The sequence below is a fragment of the Duganella zoogloeoides genome, assembly GCF_034479515.1.
In the GTDB taxonomy this organism is placed as follows: Bacteria; Pseudomonadota; Gammaproteobacteria; order Burkholderiales; family Burkholderiaceae_D; genus Rugamonas; species Rugamonas zoogloeoides.
In genome coordinates this window covers 6,285,373-6,305,937 of the sequence record NZ_CP140152.1, presented here as the reverse complement: position 1 = coordinate 6,305,937, position 20,565 = coordinate 6,285,373, and the positions used below count along the sequence as shown (strand labels likewise).

Genomic DNA, 20,565 nt, shown 5'->3' with positions numbered 1-20,565 from the left:
CCCGCCATGACCAACCTGCGCAACCGTTTTGCCATTGCCGCCCTGGCTGTCCTGCTGGGCGCCTGCGCCAGCAAGGGCCCCACCCAGTCCCACTTCGACTTCGGCCCGCTGCCGCAAGCGGCGACTATCACCGCCGGCAGCATCGCACCGATCATCGTGGCCGATATGACCGGACCGGCGGCGCTCGATTCGGAGCGCATGCATTACCGCCTGCTGTACGCCGATGCGCGCCAGCAGCGGCCCTACGCCTACAACCAGTGGACCGCCACGCCATTGCAGCTGATGACGCAGCGCCTGAAGGCGCGCATCGCCCAGGCTGGCGTAAAAGTGCTGTCCACCACCGATGCGGCAGCCGGCGCCATGCTGCTGCGCACGGAGCTCGACGACTTCGCCCATAACTTCGACAGCGCCACCGCCAGCAACGGCACCATCACGCTGCGCGCGTCGGTGTTCTCGGCCCACAAGCTGGTGGATCAAAAAAGCTTTACCCGCAGCGTACCGGCCCCCACGGCGGATGCCGCCGGTGGCGCCCGCGCGCTGGCCGACGCCGCCGACGCGCTGTCGGGCGATGTGCTGGCCTGGCTGGCAACCCTGCCGGCGCCCAAATAATGGCCGAGAGACCGCCGGCGCCAGCGCCCGCGCCTGAATTGCCGCCAAATCCAGTGGCCGCTGGCGCGGGCACTTCGGATCTGGCTGCGGCAGCGACTGCGACCGCAGCGCTGCCAGCCGATGCCCCGGTTACGGCGGTCCCTTCTGCCACCCCTGCGACCGCTTCAACCGCTGCTGCCACGACTGCGCTGCCAGACGCCGGGCCAGGCGACGCCACAGGCGCTCCGGGTGGACAAACGGCGGGAGCTACAGCGGCGACATTTGCAGCGTCTGCTTCGCCAGGCGCCTTGCCAGCGCCAGGCGCCAAGCCTGGCCGGCGCGCCAAGAACCCCAAGCCGCCAAAGCCGCTGCCCACGCCGGCCAGCAAATCGTCACCACTGGCCCGCGCCGCCTTCCTGGCCTACCTGCTGCTGATCATTTACGCCAGCTGGTTCCCGTTTTCCGGCTGGCAGAACCAGGGCCTGTCGCCGTGGATTTTCCTCGAAACCTATACCATGCCACGGTACTGGACCAAGTTCGACGCCATTACCAACGTGGTCGGCTACATCCCGCTTGGCACCTTGCTGGTGTACGCGCTGTATCCGCACGTGCGCAAATTCTTCGCCTTCTTGATCGGCGCGACGGCCGGGGTGCTGGTGTCCGGCACGATGGAGGCGGTGCAGACGTTCCTGCCCACGCGGGTGTCGTCCAACCTCGACTTCTGGACCAACTCCGCCGGCTGCACGGTGGGCGCGCTGATCGGCGTGCTGACCGTGCGCCGCCTGCTCGACCGCAGCCAGTTGCAGCGCCTGCGCCAGGCGTGGTTCGCGCCGCACGCCAGCCAGGGCCTGGTGCTGCTGGCCCTGTGGCCGCTGGCGCAGATCTATCCGCAAAACTTCCTGTTCGGCCTGGGCCAGATCCTGCCGATCCTGTCGGACTGGCTGTCGTGGGCAGCCGATGCCGAGATCGACCTGGCCAGCTATATCCGTCCGGACGTGGTGCTCACGGTGGAACAGTACTGGCTCTCGGAAACCATCATTACTGCCTGCGGCATGGTGGGCGCATCATTGACGCTGCTGTGCCTGCTGCGCAAGCCGTCGCCGCGGGCGCTGCTGGTCGCGGCCATGATCGCCAGCGCGATCCTGGTCAAGGCGCTGGCGTCGGCGCTGCTGTTCGCGCCCGAGAATGCGTTCGTGTGGATGACACCCGGCGCCGAAGGGGGCTTTTTGATCGGCGCCATCATGCTGGCCGGCCTGGGCTTCGCACCGCACGCGGCGCAGCGGCGGGTGGCGGTGATTACACTGCTGCTGGCCCTGGTGATCATCAACACCACGCCGGCCAACCCTTACTTCGTGGCGACTTTGCAAACCTGGGTGCAAGGCAAGTTCCTGAACTTCAATGGCGCAGCGCAATTCCTCAGCCTGCTGTGGCCGTTCTTTGCGATCTGGTTCCTGTGGCTGCCGTCCCATAAGCTCAACGCCGCCGGCCAAGGGCGGGTATCATAGAGGATTATGCCCAACCCGAGATACAGCCATGAGCGACACGCCATATTTCAAGCACCACGTTTTTTTCTGCATGAACAAGCGCGATGACGGCCGCAACAGTTGCGGCGATCACGGCGCCGAAGTCGCGCAAAAGCACGCCAAGAAACGCTGCAAGGAACTGGGCATCAACGGCCACGGCAAAGTGCGCATCAACCAGGCTGGCTGCCTCGATCGTTGCGAAGAAGGCCCGGTGCTGGTGGTCTATCCCGAAGGCACCTGGTACACCTACGTGGACAAGGAAGACATCGATGAAATCATCGACAGCCACATCGTGGGCGGCAAGGTCGTCGACCGTCTGAAAATCTGATTACCGAATACACCATGACCGTAGAAAAATTCACCCTGGCCGGCGCCGCCGGCAACATCGAAGGCGTACTCGACCACCCGGAAGGCACGCCGCGCGGCATCGCCCTGGTGGCTCACCCGCACCCGCTGTTCGGCGGCACCATGGACAACAAGGTCGCCGTCACGCTGATGCGTACCTTCGTCAAGCTCGGCTACGTGGTGGCGCGGATTAACTTCCGCGGCGTGGGCAAGTCAGAAGGCGTACACGATCACGGCCAGGGCGAAACCGACGACATGGCGCAGGTGCACGGCTGGATGGTGGAAAAATTCCCCGGCCTGCCAGTCGCCTTGTCCGGCTTTTCATTCGGCACCTATGTGCAGTCGCACCTGGCCCAGCGCCTGGCCGCTGCCGGCACGCCGGCCGAGCGCCTGGTGCTGGTCGGCGCCGCCGCCAAGAAATGGCAGATGGCCGACATCCCGGCAGACACCATCCTGATCCACGGCGAAAACGACGACACGATCCCGCTGGTGGACGTGCTGGAATGGGTGCGTCCGCAAGACATCCCGGTGCTGGTGATACCCGGCGCCGACCATTTCTTCCACCGCAAGCTGCACCATATCAAGGGCTGGGTCACCCAGCTGTGGCGCCGCCCTGGCGATGTTGCCGACTTGGAAACGGACGGAACCACGGCGGACTAAGCTTTTATAATGTCCGCTGCTTTTTTTAACTCTACACCGAACACGCCCATGAAAAAATTTATCGCGGCACTGGCCACCAGTGTGCTGATGCTGTCCGCCGCTGTGGCCCAAACCCTGCCGCCACCGACCATCGCCGCCAAATCGTGGCTGTTGCTGGACGCCACCAGCGGCCAGATCATCGCCTCGCAGGACCCCAACCTGCGCATCGAACCCGCGTCGCTCACCAAGATCATGACCGCGTACGTGGTCTTTGGCGCGCTGCGCGACAAGAAGGTCACGCTGAACCAGATGGTCAACGTGTCCACCCGTGCCTGGAAGGTCGATTCGAGCAGCTCCAAGATGTTCATCGATCCGGCCACGCCGGTCAGCATCAGCGACCTGCTGCACGGTTTGATGATTCAATCGGGTAACGACGCGGCCGTGGCGCTGGCCGAAGCGGTCGCTGGCGACGAGTCCGCTTTCGTGGTGATGATGAACAAGGAAGCCGAGCGCATGGGCCTCAAGTCCACCCGCTTCGCCAACCCGCACGGCCTGCCTAGCCCGGACAATTACTCCACCGCGCAAGACCTGTCGGTGCTGGCCAAGCGCGTGATCCTCGACTTCCCCGAGTTCTACAAGATCGACTCGGTCAAGAGTTTTACGTACAACAAGATCACCCAGCAGAACCGCAACCGCCTGCTGTGGCTGGATCCGACCGTGGATGGCATGAAGACCGGCCACACCGAAGCGGCCGGCTACTGCATGATCGCCTCGGCGCGACGTCCGAACGGCACCGGCGAACGCCGCCTGATCACCGTGGTGCTGGGCACCAACTCCGATTCCACCCGCACGCAAGAGAGCCAGAAGCTGCTCAACTGGGGTTTCCAGAACTTCGATACCGTCAAGCTGTACTCGAAAGGCCAGGCGATTGCCACGCCGGAAATCTGGAAAGGCTCGAAGAGCGAAGTCAAGATCGGCTTTACCAACGACGTGCTGGTCACCGTGCCGAAGGGCGTCGCGGCCAAGCTCAAGCCTGTGCTCGAGCGCAAAGACCCGCTGGTCGCTCCGCTGGCGCAGAACAGCCGCGTCGGTTCGCTGAAGATGATGGTCGATGGCAAGCCGCTGCTGGACTTGCCGGTGGTCGCGCTGGAAACCGTGGAAGAAGCATCGATCTTCGGCCGTGCCTGGGATTCGATCCGCCTGTGGATGAAGTAATCGTCGCTTAGCACCGTACAGCCCGCGCAAGCGGGCTTTTTTATGCATCTATTGGAAAGACTTTATGAGCCACACCTGTCCTGCCATCACCACCAGCCCCAACGGCCTGTCCCTGTCGCGCATCGTGGCCGGCATGTGGCGCATGAATGAATGGGGCATGTCGCCGCAACAGCGCCTGACCCTGATCGAACAATGCCTGGAACTGGGCGTAACCAGCTTCGACCACGCCGACATCTACGGCGGCTACGAGGTCGAGGCCACCTTCGGTGCAGCGCTGGCCATCAAACCCTCCCTGCGCGACCAGATGCAACTGGTGAGCAAGTGCGGCATCAAGCTGATCAGCCCGGCGCGCCCGGATCACACCATCCAGCACTATGACACCAGCGCCAGCCACATCATCGCTTCGGCCGAGCACTCGCTGCGCCAGCTGGGCACCGACCACCTCGACCTGCTGCTGATCCACCGCCCCGACCCGCTGATGGATTTTGATGAGATCGCCGGCGCGTTTGCGCGGCTGCGCCAGGATGGCAAGGTCAGGCATTTTGGCGTATCCAACTTCAGCCGCCACCAGTTCGAGTCGCTCAACCGCCGCATTGCGCTGGCCACCAACCAGGTCGAGTTTTCGCCGTTGTGCCTGGCGCCGATGTTCGACGAGACCTTCGACGGCCTGCAAGACCTGGGCGTGGCGCCGATGATCTGGTCGCCATTGGCCGGCGGGCGCCTGTTCAGCAGCGACGAGCCGGCCGCACAGCGCGTGCGCGCCAAGATCGCCGAAGTGGCCGACGCGCTGCAACAGCCGTTTTCCAGCGTGGTGTTCGCGTGGATCATGCAGCTGCCAAGCCGCCCGATCGGCCTGACCGGATCAAGCCGCATTGCCGCCATCGCCGAAGCGGTGCAGGCCACGCAGTTCAGCCTGTCACGCACGCAGTGGTTCGAGATCCTGCGTGCCGCGCGCGGGCACGAGGTCGCTTGAGTTCAGGGACGCGCCGCAGGTTATCGAGGCCTACAGCACGTCCTCGTCCTGGTAGATGACCGGCGGCGCGATACCGGTCCAGCCGGTGCGCCACGCCAGGTTGAGCGCCAGTGTGCCGACGATGTACACCAGGAAGAACAGCACGAAATAACTGGCCTTCAACCACACCAGCAAGCCCACGTTGATCAGCAACGCCACGACCAGGCCCGCGCTCATTTTCTGCTTCGAGCTCGGAAAGCGCACCGTGGACACCATCAGACTGCCCACCACGAACAGCAACGCCACGATCCCGGCAGCGTGCAGAATGGTTGTCGGCCGCTCGGGCCAGGCCACCACCACGGCCGCCACACAGGCGGCGCCGGCGGTGATCGGCATGCCGACGAAATAGCGCGGATCGGTACGGCCCACGCTGACATTGAAGCGCGCCAGCCGCAAGGCCCCGCACGCGACAAAGAAGAAGCTGGCGATGCCGCCCGCGCGCAGCAGGGTTTCCGAGTCCAGGCCCACGTGCACGAAGCCGTAGCAGTACAGCAACAGCCCCGGCGCGCAGCCGAAGTTCATCACGTCGGCGATCGAGTCGAGTTGCATGCCGAACTCGGACTGGGTATTGGTGGCGCGCGCCACGAAACCGTCGAGCGCGTCGAACACACCGGCCAGCACCAGCAGCACGGCTGCCAGCCAGTAATCGGACGGGTCGCCCACCAGGGCGTTATCGACGGAGATGACGATGCTGCCGAAGCCGCAGGCGATCGACATCAGGGTCACCATGCTGGGCAGGGCAAATTTGGCGCGGCGCATGCGCGCTTGATTGGTAGGTTTCAACTGGCAATCCGAAAATGCCGGCAAGCGGCGGGTCAGGCGCAAGCTTACCATTGTCGCTACCAGGTCCGGCACCCGGCACGCAGCCTGGTGTTTACTGCCCGCGCAAATCGCGTGCTTCGCACAGGAAATCTGGCATAGAATCGGCGGTCAAGGTCCGCATCGAACGGACCTACTTCAGGAGTAGAAGCCATGCGTACCATCCGCCGCCCGTCGTTGTCTGCATCCCCCGCCCTGCTGGCGGCAGCCGTGATTGCCGCCCTGCTGGCCGGCTGCGGTGGTGGTGGCGGTGGCGAGAGCAGCGCCCCCGGCGCGGTCGTGACCGCCCCGCCCGAACAGACCGGCACCCCGACCACGCCCACGATCCCCTCCAACGCCCCTGCGCTCACGGGCAATACCGCTACCGACGGCTTCAACTGGTTCAACTACCGGCGCGCAATGCTGGGACTGTCCGCGCTGACGCGTAATACCACCATCGACACAGCGGCACTCGGACATTCGCAATACCTGCGCCTTAATAACACCATCTCGCACGACCAGGCCACTGGCCAGCCCGGCTTTACCGGCATCAAGCTCACCAACCGCCTGGCGGCGGCCGGCTACACGCTCGGCGGTCGCTGGGCTATTGGCGAAGTCATCTCGGCAGCCAGCAATACCTCGGGCCACTATCACGCGGACGAACTGATTGCGGCCATTTATCACCGCTTTGTGATCTTCGAGCCTGTATTCAAGGAAATCGGTACCGGCGCGGTGACCGCCAACGGTACTTACACGTATTTCACAGCTGACGTGGCCGCTAACAATGGCCTGGGCTCGGGTTTGGGTGCGGGCAAGATCGCCGTCTATCCGGTTGCCGGCCAGACCGCCGTGCCCACCAATTTCTTCAGCGACCGGGAAGAGCCTGATCCCGTGCCCGACCAGAACGAGGTCGGCTATCCGATCAGCGTCCATGCCGACAGTGGACGTTCTGGCGACCTGACCGTGCAGAGCTTTACCGTGGCCCCGCGCGGCGGTGCGGCGCTGACCACCCGCCTGCTCAGCCACGCCAGCGATGCAGCCACCGGTAGCACGGTAGCTGCCATCGTGCCGCTCACTGTGCTACGCGGCAATACGACCTATGATGTCAGCTTCCGGGGCGCGGTACACGGCGTGGCGGTGGCGCAGGACTGGTCTTTTACCACCCGCTGATATGCCAACCACCAACCTTCCCGCAGTCACGGTACTGGAGGTCGAGACCGGCCTGCAGCAACTGATGGGTGACCACGACCTGTACCGGCAAATCCTGCGCCGGTTCCGCCAACGCTACCAGGACAGCGCCGAGCAAGCCCGCACCGAGTTGCTCGGCGGCGACGCCGTCTCGGCCCAGCGCACCGTCCACACCCTCAAGGGCGCGGCCGGCATGATCGGTGCGCAACAACTTTACCTGCTGTCGATGGCGCTTGAACCGCTGTTCGCCGGCCCGCCCACGCAATGCATCGGTCCGCTGGTGCAACTGGAACAGGCGTTGCGCGCGCTGATGGCGGCCATCGATGCGGAACTGGAAGCGGCGCAGACTGGCGCGTCGGTGCCGCCTGCTGCGCCTGCGATGGCGGCGGCGAGCGCTACGACTGCCGGCGGCCCGCCCGAAACCGGCATGCTGGTGCAACACCTGGCGCGGCTGCTGGAGGAAGGCGACGGCGCCGCCATTGACGTACTGGAGCGCTCGGCCAGTGTGCTGGCGGCCGGGCTGGGGGTGGAAGTATTTCAGGAGGTGACGGAAGCGGCGCACCAGTTCGATTTCGAAGGGGCGCTGGCGGTGCTGGAAGGAGCAAAGGGCAAGCTCAGCGCGTAAATTCCTTTTCTTCATCGAAGGCGTCGGCGCATTCCTTGTCGCAGAAGCGGCGCACATTGTCGAGCGGCCGGTCGCAATACCAGCACGCGCCCTTGGGCGGCAAAGCTTGCCGAGTACGCAACGCTGTTTGAGGCGCTGACGCGGTGGCGCTGGCACCCATGCCGTCGTCCGGTACGCTATCTTGTGTCGGTTCCACGATCCCTCCCAATCAGGCAGTGCTCAGGCTAGCAAGATTACTTTAGTGGAATATTTCCACCTATGACAATGCGCAAGGTGATGTAAATTCAGGCAGACTGCGACCGGTAAATCATAGCAGGATAGTGGCGGTGGTCATACAGGCCGCGAGGGCAAAAATTGGCTGCACCGGGTCAAAATTGCCGCCCTCATAGGAAAGAAAAATTTTTTAATGAAAACGTTGGAAATGATAGTTGCCAACGTACTACAACAGGATCATGCCCATGAAGTTACGCCATCTCATCCTCAGCCTGGCCACAGCGCTCTCGGCCTCTGCCGCCATGGCCGCACCGGCCACTTGCCAGGGCACCGCGCCTGCCGGCGAACTGACGGCCACGCGCGTCCAGGCTGCCAACGTGACCGGCGCGGGCCAGGGGCTGTACGAAGGGCCGGTGTGGATTGGCGATGCGCTGTACTTCTCGCACTTCACGTTCGGCCCCGGCTTCCCGTCGCGCATCCTCAAGCTCGACGCCAGCGGCAAGGTCAGCACCGCGATTGCCGACAGCGGCAGCAACGGCCTGGCGGTGGATGGCCAGGGCAATATCGTGGCCGGTACCCACAAGTACAAAAGCGTGTCGCGCTTCACCCTGGACGGCAAGCGCAGCGACGTGGCCGGCAAATACCAGGGCCAGGTTTTCAATTCCCCCAACGACCTGGCGATCGCCGCCGACGGCACCATCTACTTCAGCGACCCCGCCTTTCAGCGCGACGCCGCGCCGGGCGGCCAGGATAAAACCCGCGTCTATCGCGTGGCGCCCGATGGCGCGGTGACGGTGGTGGAAGATGGCCTGGTCAATCCGAATGGCGTGTCGCTGTCGCCCGCCGGCGATGTGCTGTACGTGAACGGCATGACTGGCAAACAGGGCGTGCTGCGCGCGTACCCGATCGTCAACGGCAAGCCGCAACAGGGACGCGACCTGGTGAAAGGACTGGGCATCCCTGATGGCATGGCCGTGGACTGCCAGGGCAATCTCTACGTGACGGAACACGCCGATCAACGCTTGCGCGTGTTCACCCCGGCCGGCAAGCAACTCGCCACCATCCACGTCGATGCGAACGTGACCAACGCGGCATTTGGCGGGCCTGACGGCAAAACCCTGTTCATTACCGGCGCGGGCGCAGTGTGGCAAGTGCGGCTGGGGATCAACGGCGCCCCGTATTGAGCGACGCCGGTCCGGCGCTATAATCGAGCGACACGACGTGTTCGCAAGACTGGACCGCCCCTTGCCGTGAACAGCGTTCGCATCCACGTCGAAGATTGGCATGACCAGCAGAGGTAAGCGGATATCTTTCCGCTCAGTCGCCCCCATCCTTTACATGTCAGCTGACCGTCGTTGACAAGCTTTTTACACCTGAAATTCCTCTCCTCCCCCGCGCAAGCCCCTGTTTTGCGGTGGCATGGTGTTTGCAATAGTGGTCCATGCGCGGCGCCTCCGATGGGGCGCCTGCGATCACCAAGTCAAACCAAGCACAGCAAGATATCCATGTCGCGCAGCGAATAATTCAATGCGCACACCGGGGCAGCGCCGACCGGCTGCATCATTCTCGAGGAGTTCAGCATGTCCAGCACCAGCAAAAACGCAAACAATCTCCATCATGTGCAAAACCAGTGGGGCGGTTCTTCGGCACCGTGGAATGAGGGAGGCATGTGGATCATCGGTGGCCGCGCTGGCCAAAACGTCGTGGCGCTCAATATCGAATCGGGCGACGGCGGCACGACCTTCACCGGTCAAATGAAATACGCCGGCGAAGGCCCGATCGGCTTCCGCGCGACGTTGACGCAATCGAACACGTACACGGTCGAAAACCAGTGGGGCGGCGATACGGCGCCATGGCATCCAGGCGGCAGCTGGGTCCTCGGATGCCGTGCCGGCCAAAACGTGGTGGCAGTCAACGTCGAATCCGGTGATGGCGGCGCCACCTTCACTGGTACCATGACCTACAAGGGCGAAGGTCCGATCGGCTTCAAGAGCGAACTCAGCGACGGTGCCGTGTACTCCGCCGAAAACCAGTGGGGTGGCGCTGCCGCGCCGTGGCACCAAGGTGGCGTGTGGGTGCTCGGTTGCCGTGACCAGGCCGTCGTTGCAGTCGAAATCAGCTCGCCCGACAACGGCAAGACCTACACCGGCACCATGACCTACGCGGGCGAAGGCCCGATCGGCGTGCAGGCCACCGAAGTGGCAGGCAATAACTACACGGTGGAAAACCAGTGGGGCGGCAACACCGCGCCTTGGCATCCGGGCGGTGTGTGGCTGATTGGTTGCCGTGCCGGCCAGCAGGCCGTGGCAGTCAACATCACCTCAGCCGACGGCGGCAACACCTTCAGTGGCAGCATCACCTACAACGGCGAAGGCCCGATCGGCTTCCGCGCGACCGGCTTGCCTGCGTAACACAGAAAAGTGCGAAGCTGGCCGCTGACCGGCCAGGTAAAACGCCAGCTCGAGCGCTGGCGTTTTCTTTGCGAAAGCGCTATTTGCCGATACAGAACCGCCCAAAAATCACCCCCAGCAAATCATCGGACGAGAACTCGCCGGTGATGCTCGACAGTTGCACCTGCGCCAGGCGCAGTTCTTCGGCAAACAGGTCGAGCGACTGGTCGTTCTGGGCCGCGTGTTCGCCAGCGCGGGCCAGGTGGGCGCCGGCGTTTTTCAGCGCGATCAGGTGGCGTTCGCGCGCCAGGTACAGCGACTCGCCGGTCTGCTGCCAGCCGGCGATGCGCAGCAACTCCGCGCGCAGCAGGTCGATGCCGGTTTTTTCGTTGGCCGACAGGTACACGTGGGTGGCGTCCGGCATCACGTCCGCGCCCGGCTTGTGGCCCGATAAATCGATCTTGTTCCAGATGCGCAGCACCGGCACGCCGTCCGGGAAGGCGGCGACGATGTCTTCGTCGGCGCGGGTGGGGCCGTGCGCGGCGTCGAGCAGATGCAGGATCACGTCCGCCTTGCCCACTTCGCCCCAGGTGCGCTCGATGCCGATGCGCTCGACCACGTCCACTGCCTCGTCATCGTTGCGGATGCCGGCGGTGTCGATGATGTTGAGCGGGATGCCTTCAATCTGGATGGTTTCGGTCACCTTGTCGCGCGTGGTGCCGGCAATCGGGGTGACGATGGCGACCTCGTTGCCGGCCAGCGCGTTCAACAGCGACGATTTACCGACGTTGGGCTGGCCAACCAGCACCACGTTCAAGCCCTCGCGCAGCAGCGCACCTTGGGCGGCCTGGCGGAACACGGTTTCCAGGGCGGTGACAATGCCGGCCAACTGGCCGCGCGCGTCCGATTTTTCGAGAAAATCGATTTCTTCCTCGGGGAAGTCCAGCGTCGCTTCCACCAGCATGCGCAGGTTGGTGACGCCGCCGACCAGGTCGTTGACGGTGCGCGAGAACGCGCCCGACAGCGACTGCGACGCCGACTTGGCGGCCGCTTCCGTGGAAGCGTCGATCAGGTCGGCCACGGCCTCGGCCTGCGCCAGGTCGAGCTTGTCGTTGAGGTAGGCGCGGCGCGTGAATTCGCCGGGCTCGGCCAGGCGCAGGCCCAGTTCGGCGCCCGCCTCGAGCACGCGCGCGAGCAGTATCTGCAGCACGATGGGGCCGCCGTGGCCTTGCAGCTCCAGCACGTCTTCCCCCGTGTACGAGTGCGGGCCACGGAACCAGATGGCGATGCCCTGGTCGATGATGGCGCCGTCAGCCTGCCTAAACGGGATGTAGGTGGCGTGGCGCGGTTGCAAGGTGGTGGCGCCGAACAGCGCAGCGATCAGCGGTTGCAGGTTCTTGCCGGAGGCGCGCACCACGCCGATGCCGCCGCGTCCCGGTGCGGTGGCGATGGCGGCGATGGGGGAAGAGTCGAGGTTCATGGTCTCAATTGTAGAGGATTAAAAAAAACCCGCGATCAACGCGGGTTTTTCCAGGTGACGGAAGTTAAGCCTTGGCAGGTTCCGGCACCGAGTATTTCTTGGTGATCACCCACTGCTGGGCAATCGACAGCACGTTGTTGACCACCCAGTACAGCACCAGGCCGGATGGGAACACGAAGAACATCACCGAGAACACCAGCGGCATGAACAGCATGATCTTCGCTTGCATCGGATCGGCAGGCGCCGGGTTCAGCTTGGTGGTGATGAACATCGAAATCGCGTACAGCACCGGCAGGATGCCGAACGGATCATGTTGCGACAGGTCGGTGATCCAGCCGATCCACGGCGCGCCGCGCACTTCCACGGCCGCTTGCAGCACGTAGTACAGCGAGATAAACACCGGCATCTGGATCAGGATCGGCAGGCAGCCGCCCAGCGGGTTGATCTTCTCGGTCTTGTACAGCTCCATGGTGGCCTGGTTCATCTTGGCCGGGTCGCCCTTGTAGCGCTCGCGGATGGCCTGGATCTTCGGCGTGACCAGCTTGATCTTGGCCATGCTCTTGTAACCGGCCGCCGACAGCGGGAAGAACAGCAGCTTGATCAGGATGGTAAAGGCGATGATGGTCCAGCCCCAGTTACCGAGCACGGCGTGGATGTGTTCCATGACCCAGAACATCGGCTTGGCGATGATGGCCAGCCAGCCATAGTCCTTGACCAGTTCCAGGCCAGGCGAGACCGGCTCGAGTAGCTTGGAGATCTGCGGACCCGAGTACAGGCGCGCGTTGTTGCTGACGGTGGCGCCTGGCGCCAGCGTGCCGAGCGGCTGCTTGACGCCGATGCCGTACAGGTTGGTGCTGATCTTCTCGGTGGCGATCTCGTGCATCTGCTTGTCTTGCGGGATGAACGCCGAGACGAAGAAGTGCTGCGAAATGGCGATCCAGCCGTTGTCGGCGTGGGTCACGTGGTCTTGCACCATCGGCTTGCCGGTCTTCTCGGCTTCCTTGGCTTCTTTTTCCAGCGTGTCGAACTTCAGTTTTTCGTACTTGTTCTCGGCCGTGTACATGGTCGGACCGGTGTAGCTGCTGCTGAAGAACGAATCGGTGGCCGGCTTGTTGCCGTCGTGGACCAGGCGCATGTACAGGGTCGGATTGACAGGAGCGGTACCGGTGTTGGTGACGTCGTGTCGCACGTCAACGACGTAATCGCCGCGCTTGAAGGTAAAGGTCTTGGTCAGCTTGACGCCGCCCGACTCCGATTCCAGCACCAGTTGCACCTGGTTGCCGTCGTTGAGCATGCGCGCGCCAGGCTTGGCAACGAACGGGCTGGTGTGGTTAGGCGCGCCAGGGGCGTTGATCAGTCCGGTCTGGCCCAGGTAGGTCTTGTTGGTGCTCGAATCGATGTCGAACAGCACCACGTTCTTGCCGTTGTCGCCAGGTTGGCACCATTTGAACCAGCCGAAGCAGCCGTTGAACCAGCCTGGATGGCTGTTCTCTTTGTAGTTCAGCAGTTCCAGGCGACGGATCACGCCGCCCTGGGTGTCGATGTCGGCACGGACCACGTCGGTGGTGATGGTGATGAGCTCGCTCTTGAAGGGCGCAGCGGCGCCGTCGACTGCGGCAGCGCCAGGCACGGCGCCAGCGGTGGCGGCAGCATTGGCAGCGGCGGCGGCAGACTCGGATTTCTTGGCGTCGGCAACCGGCGCGGTCTTGGCCGGCGGTTGCGGTGCGAACATGGACGGCTGGCCGGTCGACACCATCCAGTTGTTCCACAGAACGACCAGAGACACGGCGAAGACGATCCACAAAATGGTACGTTTATTGATATCCATTAGGTACTTATCAGGAGTGGTTGCAACCGCAAGCGGTCGATGAAGAAGATGTCGGGTCGGCCGGCGGCACCGGGTCGAAGCCGCCCTCGTTCCAGGGGTGACAGCGGCATACCCGTTTGGCAGCGAGCAGGCTGCCACGGGCGGCGCCGTGAATCTGCAGCGCTTCCAACGCGTAATTCGAGCAACTCGGGTAGAAGCGGCAACGCGGCCCCAGCAGTGGACTGATGGCCAACTGGTAAGCGCGCAGCAGGAAATGAAGCAGACGGGTCATGGTGGGCTAAGCTGGGGGCGGCGTTGCCGAAGGCAAGGCCTGCGCTGCACCGGGCGACGCCGGTGTCGCGGAAGCAGCCACTGCCGGCGGCCGGCCGATCCGGGCTTGCGCCGCGAACAGCCGCGTCAACTCCACGCGCAGCTCGGCCTTGAGCTTGGCCGTGGTGGCCGGCCCATCCTTGCTATTGACCGGACGCGACAGGCGCACCACGCAATCGATGGCGGGCAAACCGGTAGTACGGAACAGCTCGCGTGTGATGCGCTTGATGGTATTGCGGGTGGCAGCGCGCGGCGCGAAGCGCTTGGCCGCCACGACGCCCAGCCGCGCATGCGGCAGGTTGTTCGGACAGGTGTAGAGCACGAAGTGCGCGCTTTTTTGAGTAGGGCGCAAACGAAAAACGGATGAAAATTCATCCGTTTTAACGATACGCCGAACGCGCGCGAAGTCGTGTGAACCTTCGCCTGTCGAGCCGCTTGAAATACAGCTTTCCACGCGATCAGCTAACAAGCAGCTGGCTTATACAGCCAGACGCTTGCGGCCTTTGGCGCGACGCGCGTTCAGCACTTGGCGGCCGCCACGGGTAGCCATGCGTGCGCGGAAGCCGTGGGTGCGCTTACGGCGCACAACGGATGGTTGGTAAGTACGTTTCATGTTGGTCTCGCTTAAAGCAGAAAAAAATGCAAAATCGGGTATGACAGCCCGTCAGTTTTTGGTGCCAATGACACTTCGCGCACCCATGCCAACGCTACGGCACAAGCTGGGTCCATCTCATCGCCCGCAATAATCCACGCTTACTCCATATTGACGTTCAAGTGAATAAACACGGAATACGGGCGGGGAACCCTGAATTATCAGCATTTTGATCCCCCTTGTCAACAACTGACGGCGGACTTTGGCCGCGCCGACCATGCCGGAAACGCGAAAAAACGCGTCGCGCCTGTGGATAACTTGTGCGGACGAGAGTAGAATAGCGCGTTACGTGTGAAAAACTTCGAAGTTGCCCACACCTTTATCCGCAGAATACGCAGTAAGAAATCACCGTTGTTTTTGTTACGACGCTCTTACTGCACACACGCTGCATACAGTAAGAAACGACAGTCGATTTCATGGAAAATTTCTGGCAGACCTGCTCCGCCCAGCTAGAGCTGGAGCTGACGCCGCAACAATTCAGTGCCTGGATCAAGCCGCTCATCCCCATCGATTACGAGGCGGGAAAGTTGCGCGTGGCCGCGCCCAACCGGTTCAAGCTCGACTGGGTGAAAACCCAGTTCGCCAGCCGCATCACCGCGCTGGCCTGCCAGTACTGGGAGCAACCGACCGAGGTGCAATTCATCCTCGATCCGCGCCTGTCCGCACCGAAAAAAGCCGCGACCACGGTCGCGCCCGTGCCCGATCACAACGGCGGCGTGCCCACCGGCGGCTCGCGCATGGCCACGGCCTCAGGCTCGTCCCTGCACGACCCGGTGCCATCGGTGCCGGAATTGCCGGCCAGCGCCCCGCCGCGCCGCGAGCAAAGCCGCATCAACACCGATCTGACGTTCGACAGTTTTGTGACCGGTAAGGCCAACCAGCTGGCGCGCGCAGCAGCGATCCAGGTGGCCAACAACCCGGGTGTGTCATACAACCCGCTGTTCTTCTACGGCGGCGTGGGCCTCGGTAAAACCCACTTGATTCACGCCATCGGCAACCAGGTGATGGCCGACCAGCCCGGAGCGAAGATCCGCTACATCCACGCAGAACAGTATGTTCGCGACGTAGTGACCGCTTACCAACGCAAGGGTTTCGACGACTTCAAGCATTACTACCACTCGCTGGACATGCTTTTGATCGATGATATTCAATTCTTCGGCGGCAAAAGCCGCACGCAGGAAGAATTCTTCTACGCGTTCGAAGCGCTGATCGCAGCCAAGAAGCAGATCATCATCACGTCCGACACGTACCCGAAAGAAATCACGGGCATGGACGACCGCCTGATTTCGCGTTTCGATTCCGGCCTGACGGTGGCGATCGAGCCGCCGGAGCTGGAAATGCGGGTGGCGATTCTGTTGAAGAAGGCAAAACAGGAAGGCGTGACCTTCTCGGACGACGTGGCGTTTTTTGTCGCCAAGCACCTGCGCTCGAATGTGCGCGAGCTCGAAGGCGCACTGCGCAAGATCCTGGCGTACTCGCGTTTCCACGGCAAGGACATCACCATCGACGTGGTGAAGGAAGCGCTGAAAGACTTGCTGTCGGTGCAGAACCGCCAGATTTCGGTGGAAAACATCCAGAAGACCGTGGCCGACTTCTTCAACATCAAGGTCGCGGACATGTATTCGAAGCGCCGTCCGGCCAACATCGCCCGGCCGCGCCAGATCGCCATGTACCTGGCCAAGGAACTGACGCAAAAAAGCTTGCCGGAAATTGGCGAACTGTTCGGCGGCCGCGACCACACCACCGTGCTGCACGCGGTGCGCAAAATCGCGCTGGACCGCACCAAGAACCCGGAATGCAACCACGAGCTGCACGTGCTCGAGCAGACCTTGAAAGGCTGATGCCGACAGAGTAGCGGAGCGACCGGTTTGCCATTATGATTCCAGCAACCGGCGCACTGCCAACCTTATAAAAAATTACATCTTTACTACTGAGGATAATCTATGCAATTGGTCAAAACCACCCGAGACACGCTTCTCCGGCCACTGCAGATCGTGAGTGGTATTGTCGAGCGTCGGCACACTATGCCGATTCTGGCCAATATCCTCATCCGCAAAGACGGCGAGAACGTTTCCTTCCTGTCCACCGACACGGAAGTACAAATCACCACCAATGCCGCCATCGGTTCCGGCGCTGAAGTGGCTGGTACCACCGTGGCTGCCCGCAAGCTGCTCGACATCCTGCGCGCCCTGCCCGAGTCCGGCGACGTCACGATGACCTTGCTGAACAAGCGCCTGACGGTACAGAGCGGTAAATCGCGCTTCGCCCTGCAAACCCTGGCTGCCGAAGAGTTCCCGACCGTGCAACAGGCCGAGACCTACAGCGCCAATGTGACCCTGCCGCAAAAAACCCTGAAGCACCTGTTTAACATGGTGCACTTCTCGATGGCCCAGCAAGACATCCGTTACTACCTGAACGGCCTGCTGCTGGTCCTCGATGGCAACAACGTGATTGCGGTCGCTACCGACGGTCACCGCCTGGCCTTCTGCCAGGTCGCCACCGAGCAGACCTTCGCGCGCCAGGAAGTGATCATTCCGCGCAAGACCATTATCGAACTGCAGCGCCTGCTGGAAGAGAACGACGAAACCGTCCAGCTCGACATCGCCGGCAACCAGGTCAAGCTGACCTTTGCCGACATCGAGCTGATCTCCAAGCTGGTGGAAGGCAAGTTCCCGGACTACACGCGCGTGATCCCGAAGGGTTACACCAACGAATTCACGATCGGCCGCGATGAGCTGCTGCGCTCGCTGCAGCGCGCCGCCATCATGACCAGCGATAAATTCAAGGGCGTGCGCTGCATCATCAGCCCGGGTGTGATGAAGATCAGCTCCACCAATGCCGACCAGGAAGAAGCAGTGGAAGAACTGGAAATCGACTACGGCGGCGACAGTGTCGATATCGGTTTCAACGTTACTTACCTGCTGGACGTGCTGAACAACCTGAAGTGCGACCAGATCAACGTCGCCCTCGGTGATTCGAACTCGTCGGCGCTGATCTCGATCCCCGACAACACCGATTTTAAATACGTTGTCATGCCGATGCGTATCTAGGTTTCAACGCAATCAAGGCCGATGCGCGGCCAACACCGCGCCATCACCAACGTCATTCCCGCGCAAGCGGGAATGACACCGCAGCCCAGTAACACGTTACATAGAGAAAGCAGTCAATGTCCGCTATTCCAGAAGAGATTCCAGCACCAGTACCGGCCAAAGTCGAAGAATACGGCGCCGCCTCCATCCAGATCCTCGAAGGCCTGGAAGCGGTCCGCAAGCGTCCCGGCATGTACATCGGCGACACCTCGGACGGCACCGGCCTGCACCACCTGGTATTCGAAGTGCTGGACAACTCGATCGACGAATCGCTGGCCGGCTACTGCACCGAGATCCACGTGACCATCCACGCGGACAACTCGATCTCGATCACCGACAACGGCCGCGGCGTACCGACCGGCCTGAAAATGGACGACAAGCACGATCCGAAGCGTTCGGCGGCCGAAATCGTCATGACCGAACTGCACGCCGGCGGCAAGTTCGACCAGAACTCGTATAAAGTTTCGGGCGGTCTGCACGGCGTGGGCGTATCGTGCGTGAACGCGCTGTCGAAAACCCTGAAACTGACCATCCGCCGCGACGGCAAAGTCCACTTCATGGAATTTGCCCGTGGCGTGCCGGTGGACCGCGAACTGGAAATGCGCGACGGCTTTGCCGTATCGCCGATTAAAGTCATCGGCGATACCGACAAGCGCGGTACCGACGTCCACTTCTGGGCCGACGAAACCATTTTCGGCAACGTGGAATTCCACTACGAAATCCTGGCCAAGCGTATCCGCGAGCTGTCGTTCCTCAATAACGGCGTCAACATCCGCCTCTCCGACCAGCGCACCGGTAAGGAAGACATTTTCGCCTTCGAAGGCGGCACCCGTGGCTTCGTGGAATACATCAACAAGGCCAAGACCGTGCTGCACCCGACCGTGTTCCAGGCCACCGGCGAGCGCATGTCGGACCAGAACACCAATATCTCGGTGGACGTGTCGATGCAGTGGAACGATGCATACAATGAACAGGTACTGTGCTTCACCAATAACATTCCGCAGCGCGACGGCGGCACCCACCTGACCGGCCTGCGCGCGGCGATGACCCGCGTCATCAACAAGTACATCGAAGAACACGAGTTCGCCAAAAAGGCGAAAGTGGAAATCTCCGGCGACGACATGCGCGAAGGCTTGACCTGCGTGCTGTCCGTGAAAGTGCCCGAGCCGAAATTCTCATCGCAAACCAAGGACAAGCTGGTGTCGTCCGAAGTGCGCGGCCCGGTCGAAGAAATCGTCGCCAAAACCCTGGCCGACTACCTGCAGGAAAAACCGAACGACGCCAAGATTATCTGCGGCAAGATCGTGGAAGCGGCACGCGCGCGCGAAGCGGCCCGCAAGGCCCGCGACCTCACCCGCCGCAAGGGCGTGATGGACGGCCTGGGCCTGTCGGCCAAGCTGGCCGACTGCCAGGAAAAAGACCCGGCCCTGTCCGAACTGTACATCGTCGAGGGTGACTCCGCAGGCGGCTCGGCCAAGCAGGGCCGCGACCGCAAGTTCCAGGCCATTTTGCCGCTGCGCGGCAAGGTGCTGAACGTGGAAAAAGCGCGCTTCGAAAAAATGTTGTCCTCCGAGCAGATCACCACCCTGATCGCCACGCTGGGCACCTCGATCGGCCCGGACGAATTCAACGTCGAAAAACTGCGCTACCACCGCATCATCATCATGACCGATGCGGACGTCGACGGCGCCCACATCCGCACCCTGCTGCTGACGCTGTTCTACCGCCAGATGCCGCAACTGGTCGAACGCGGCCACATCTACATCGCGCAACCGCCGCTGTACAAGGTCAAAGCCGGCCGCGACGAGCGCTACCTGAAAGACGACGCCGAAGAAGCGACGTACATGATGAACGTGGCCCTGAACACCGCCGCCCTCACCCCGCGCGAAGGCGCCAACCCGATCGTCGGCGAGCCGCTGGCTGAACTGGTACGCCAGTTCAACCTGGCCAACGTCATCATGACGCGCCTGACGCGCGTGATCGACCGCGCCGCGCTGACCGCCATCATGACCGGCGTCACGCTGAACCTGGACACGCTGGAACTGGCCGAAGTCTCGGCCCGTGCGCTGCAGGACAACATCAACGACATCGCGATCAAGGTCTCGGTGCGCTCGGACGAACTGTCCGAGAAGCACATGCTGTGGATCGAACGAATGCACCACGGTAACGTCAAAGTCAGCGCCATCGACGCCGACTTCGTCCAGAGCGCCGACTACCGCGTACTGGCCGACGCCGCCGCCACCTTCACCGGCCTGCTGGGCGAAGGCGCGTACGTGCGCCGCGGCGAAGGCGAGCGCACCAAGGAATCGGCCGTGACCGACTTCCACCAGGCCATGGGCTGGCTGCGTGACGAGGCCGAGCGCGTGGTATCCAAGCAGCGCTATAAAGGTCTGGGCGAGATGAACCCGGATCAGCTGTGGGAAACCACGATGGACCCGACCGTGCGCCGGTTGTTGAAGGTGCAGATCGAGGATGCGATTGCTGCGGACCAGATTTTCACCACGCTGATGGGGGATGATGTGGAGCCGCGCCGGGCGTTTATTGAGAATAATGCGTTAAGGGCGGGGAATATTGACGTGTAAGTACCGCAAAGCTGTGGCATTGAAGGCGCTCTGTTGAGCGCCTTTCAGACTGATGACAAACCCCGTTCTTCCGCGAAGACCGGGGTTTT

20 protein-coding genes are annotated in these 20,565 nt (G+C 62.5%); 13 read left to right on the top strand and 7 right to left on the bottom strand.

What is annotated here, in order from left to right:
- The first annotated feature begins 6 nt into the window (after positions 1 to 6).
- From SR858_RS27625 to SR858_RS27600, 6 genes are all read left to right on the top strand, one after another.
- Positions 7 to 609, top strand: coding sequence for an ABC-type transport auxiliary lipoprotein family protein (locus tag SR858_RS27625; RefSeq protein WP_019924485.1), 603 nt, complete (start codon positions 7 to 9; stop codon positions 607 to 609).
- Between the two features lie 287 nt (positions 610 to 896).
- Positions 897 to 2,093 carry a VanZ family protein gene (locus SR858_RS27620; RefSeq protein WP_019924486.1) on the top strand — a complete coding sequence of 399 codons (1,197 nt, stop codon included), beginning with the start codon at positions 897 to 899 and terminating at the stop codon, positions 2,091 to 2,093.
- 28 nt (positions 2,094 to 2,121) lie between these two features.
- Positions 2,122 to 2,439 (top strand): (2Fe-2S) ferredoxin domain-containing protein, encoded by a 318-nt coding sequence (locus SR858_RS27615; RefSeq protein WP_019924487.1) that lies wholly within the window; start codon positions 2,122 to 2,124, stop codon positions 2,437 to 2,439.
- Positions 2,440 to 2,453: 14 nt separating this feature from the next.
- Positions 2,454 to 3,116 (top strand): alpha/beta hydrolase, encoded by a 663-nt coding sequence (locus SR858_RS27610; RefSeq protein WP_019924488.1) that lies wholly within the window; start codon positions 2,454 to 2,456, stop codon positions 3,114 to 3,116.
- Between the two features lie 48 nt (positions 3,117 to 3,164).
- Positions 3,165 to 4,310 (top strand): D-alanyl-D-alanine carboxypeptidase family protein, encoded by a 1,146-nt coding sequence (locus SR858_RS27605; protein ID WP_019924489.1) that lies wholly within the window; start codon positions 3,165 to 3,167, stop codon positions 4,308 to 4,310.
- Positions 4,311 to 4,374: 64 nt separating this feature from the next.
- On the top strand, positions 4,375 to 5,283 hold the full coding sequence (locus SR858_RS27600) for an aldo/keto reductase (RefSeq protein ID WP_019924490.1): 909 nt from the start codon (positions 4,375 to 4,377) through the stop codon (positions 5,281 to 5,283).
- A 30-nt stretch (positions 5,284 to 5,313) separates the two neighbouring features.
- Here the strand turns inward: SR858_RS27600 and pssA are convergent, their stop codons facing one another.
- Complete coding sequence (gene pssA, locus SR858_RS27595) at positions 5,314 to 6,081, bottom strand: CDP-diacylglycerol--serine O-phosphatidyltransferase (protein WP_019924491.1); 768 nt, start codon at positions 6,079 to 6,081, stop codon at positions 5,314 to 5,316.
- A 213-nt stretch (positions 6,082 to 6,294) separates the two neighbouring features.
- Here pssA and SR858_RS27590 point away from each other — a divergent pair, with 213 nt between their 5' ends.
- Both SR858_RS27590 and SR858_RS27585 read left to right on the top strand, forming a co-directional pair.
- Positions 6,295 to 7,290: a CAP domain-containing protein gene (locus SR858_RS27590; RefSeq protein WP_019924492.1), complete on the top strand. Its 996-nt coding sequence runs from the start codon at positions 6,295 to 6,297 to the stop codon at positions 7,288 to 7,290.
- 1 nt (position 7,291) lies between these two features.
- Complete coding sequence (locus tag SR858_RS27585; RefSeq protein ID WP_019924493.1) at positions 7,292 to 7,933, top strand: Hpt domain-containing protein; 642 nt, start codon at positions 7,292 to 7,294, stop codon at positions 7,931 to 7,933.
- Here SR858_RS27585 and SR858_RS27580 read toward each other — a convergent pair.
- Positions 7,923 to 8,129, bottom strand: coding sequence for a hypothetical protein (locus SR858_RS27580; RefSeq protein ID WP_026637772.1), 207 nt, complete (start codon positions 8,127 to 8,129; stop codon positions 7,923 to 7,925). The two genes, SR858_RS27585 and SR858_RS27580, sit on opposite strands and share 11 nt — an antisense overlap.
- A gap of 262 nt (positions 8,130 to 8,391) precedes the next feature.
- Between SR858_RS27580 and SR858_RS27575 the strand changes: the two genes are divergently transcribed.
- Both SR858_RS27575 and SR858_RS27570 read left to right on the top strand, forming a co-directional pair.
- Positions 8,392 to 9,330: an SMP-30/gluconolactonase/LRE family protein gene (locus tag SR858_RS27575; RefSeq protein ID WP_154820063.1), complete on the top strand. Its 939-nt coding sequence runs from the start codon at positions 8,392 to 8,394 to the stop codon at positions 9,328 to 9,330.
- A 396-nt stretch (positions 9,331 to 9,726) separates the two neighbouring features.
- A complete protein-coding gene (locus tag SR858_RS27570) occupies positions 9,727 to 10,557 on the top strand; it encodes a lectin OAA family protein (RefSeq protein ID WP_026637773.1) in 831 nt (276 codons plus the stop codon).
- A gap of 79 nt (positions 10,558 to 10,636) precedes the next feature.
- Here the strand turns inward: SR858_RS27570 and mnmE are convergent, their stop codons facing one another.
- The 5 genes from mnmE to rpmH all read right to left on the bottom strand — a co-directional run bounded on the left by mnmE (position 10,637) and on the right by rpmH (position 14,766).
- Positions 10,637 to 12,016, bottom strand: a complete 1,380-nt coding sequence (mnmE, locus tag SR858_RS27565; RefSeq protein WP_019924498.1) for a tRNA uridine-5-carboxymethylaminomethyl(34) synthesis GTPase MnmE — start codon at positions 12,014 to 12,016, stop codon at positions 10,637 to 10,639.
- 64 nt (positions 12,017 to 12,080) lie between these two features.
- Complete coding sequence (yidC, locus tag SR858_RS27560) at positions 12,081 to 13,844, bottom strand: membrane protein insertase YidC (RefSeq protein WP_019924499.1); 1,764 nt, start codon at positions 13,842 to 13,844, stop codon at positions 12,081 to 12,083.
- A gap of 10 nt (positions 13,845 to 13,854) precedes the next feature.
- The gene (yidD, locus tag SR858_RS27555) at positions 13,855 to 14,115 is read right to left on the bottom strand and encodes a membrane protein insertion efficiency factor YidD (RefSeq protein ID WP_084670181.1); all 261 of its coding nucleotides are present in this window, start codon (positions 14,113 to 14,115) and stop codon (positions 13,855 to 13,857) included.
- Between the two features lie 6 nt (positions 14,116 to 14,121).
- A complete protein-coding gene (rnpA, locus tag SR858_RS27550; protein WP_084670198.1) occupies positions 14,122 to 14,595 on the bottom strand; it encodes a ribonuclease P protein component in 474 nt (157 codons plus the stop codon).
- A gap of 36 nt (positions 14,596 to 14,631) precedes the next feature.
- The gene (rpmH, locus tag SR858_RS27545) at positions 14,632 to 14,766 is read right to left on the bottom strand and encodes a 50S ribosomal protein L34 (protein WP_040378179.1); all 135 of its coding nucleotides are present in this window, start codon (positions 14,764 to 14,766) and stop codon (positions 14,632 to 14,634) included.
- A gap of 455 nt (positions 14,767 to 15,221) precedes the next feature.
- Between rpmH and dnaA the strand changes: the two genes are divergently transcribed.
- The 3 genes from dnaA to gyrB all read left to right on the top strand — a co-directional run bounded on the left by dnaA (position 15,222) and on the right by gyrB (position 20,476).
- The gene (gene dnaA / locus SR858_RS27540) at positions 15,222 to 16,646 is read left to right on the top strand and encodes a chromosomal replication initiator protein DnaA (protein WP_019924501.1); all 1,425 of its coding nucleotides are present in this window, start codon (positions 15,222 to 15,224) and stop codon (positions 16,644 to 16,646) included.
- A 102-nt stretch (positions 16,647 to 16,748) separates the two neighbouring features.
- Positions 16,749 to 17,855 carry a DNA polymerase III subunit beta gene (gene dnaN / locus SR858_RS27535; RefSeq protein WP_026637774.1) on the top strand — a complete coding sequence of 369 codons (1,107 nt, stop codon included), beginning with the start codon at positions 16,749 to 16,751 and terminating at the stop codon, positions 17,853 to 17,855.
- A 116-nt stretch (positions 17,856 to 17,971) separates the two neighbouring features.
- Positions 17,972 to 20,476: a DNA topoisomerase (ATP-hydrolyzing) subunit B gene (gyrB, locus tag SR858_RS27530; RefSeq protein ID WP_019924503.1), complete on the top strand. Its 2,505-nt coding sequence runs from the start codon at positions 17,972 to 17,974 to the stop codon at positions 20,474 to 20,476.
- Positions 20,477 to 20,565 lie beyond the last annotated feature (89 nt).

Bases quoted from the DNA above. Each gene is read 5' to 3' on its own strand.
- SR858_RS27575 (WP_154820063.1), top strand. From the start codon at position 8,392: ATGAAGTTACGCCATCTCATCCTCAGCCTGGCCACAGCGCTCTCGGCC.
- gyrB (WP_019924503.1), top strand. From the start codon at position 17,972: ATGTCCGCTATTCCAGAAGAGATTCCAGCACCAGTACCGGCCAAAGTC.
- SR858_RS27610 (WP_019924488.1), top strand. From the start codon at position 2,454: ATGACCGTAGAAAAATTCACCCTGGCCGGCGCCGCCGGCAACATCGAA.
- mnmE (WP_019924498.1), bottom strand. From the start codon at position 12,016: ATGAACCTCGACTCTTCCCCCATCGCCGCCATCGCCACCGCACCGGGA.
- dnaA (WP_019924501.1), top strand. From the start codon at position 15,222: ATGGAAAATTTCTGGCAGACCTGCTCCGCCCAGCTAGAGCTGGAGCTG.
- rpmH (WP_040378179.1), bottom strand. From the start codon at position 14,766: ATGAAACGTACTTACCAACCATCCGTTGTGCGCCGTAAGCGCACCCAC.
- SR858_RS27625 (WP_019924485.1), top strand. From the start codon at position 7: ATGACCAACCTGCGCAACCGTTTTGCCATTGCCGCCCTGGCTGTCCTG.
- yidC (WP_019924499.1), bottom strand. From the start codon at position 13,844: ATGGATATCAATAAACGTACCATTTTGTGGATCGTCTTCGCCGTGTCT.
- SR858_RS27605 (WP_019924489.1), top strand. From the start codon at position 3,165: ATGAAAAAATTTATCGCGGCACTGGCCACCAGTGTGCTGATGCTGTCC.
- pssA (WP_019924491.1), bottom strand. From the start codon at position 6,081: ATGCGCCGCGCCAAATTTGCCCTGCCCAGCATGGTGACCCTGATGTCG.
- SR858_RS27615 (WP_019924487.1), top strand. From the start codon at position 2,122: ATGAGCGACACGCCATATTTCAAGCACCACGTTTTTTTCTGCATGAAC.
- dnaN (WP_026637774.1), top strand. From the start codon at position 16,749: ATGCAATTGGTCAAAACCACCCGAGACACGCTTCTCCGGCCACTGCAG.
- yidD (WP_084670181.1), bottom strand. From the start codon at position 14,115: ATGACCCGTCTGCTTCATTTCCTGCTGCGCGCTTACCAGTTGGCCATC.
- SR858_RS27590 (WP_019924492.1), top strand. From the start codon at position 6,295: ATGCGTACCATCCGCCGCCCGTCGTTGTCTGCATCCCCCGCCCTGCTG.
- SR858_RS27570 (WP_026637773.1), top strand. From the start codon at position 9,727: ATGTCCAGCACCAGCAAAAACGCAAACAATCTCCATCATGTGCAAAAC.
- SR858_RS27585 (WP_019924493.1), top strand. From the start codon at position 7,292: ATGCCAACCACCAACCTTCCCGCAGTCACGGTACTGGAGGTCGAGACC.
- SR858_RS27600 (WP_019924490.1), top strand. From the start codon at position 4,375: ATGAGCCACACCTGTCCTGCCATCACCACCAGCCCCAACGGCCTGTCC.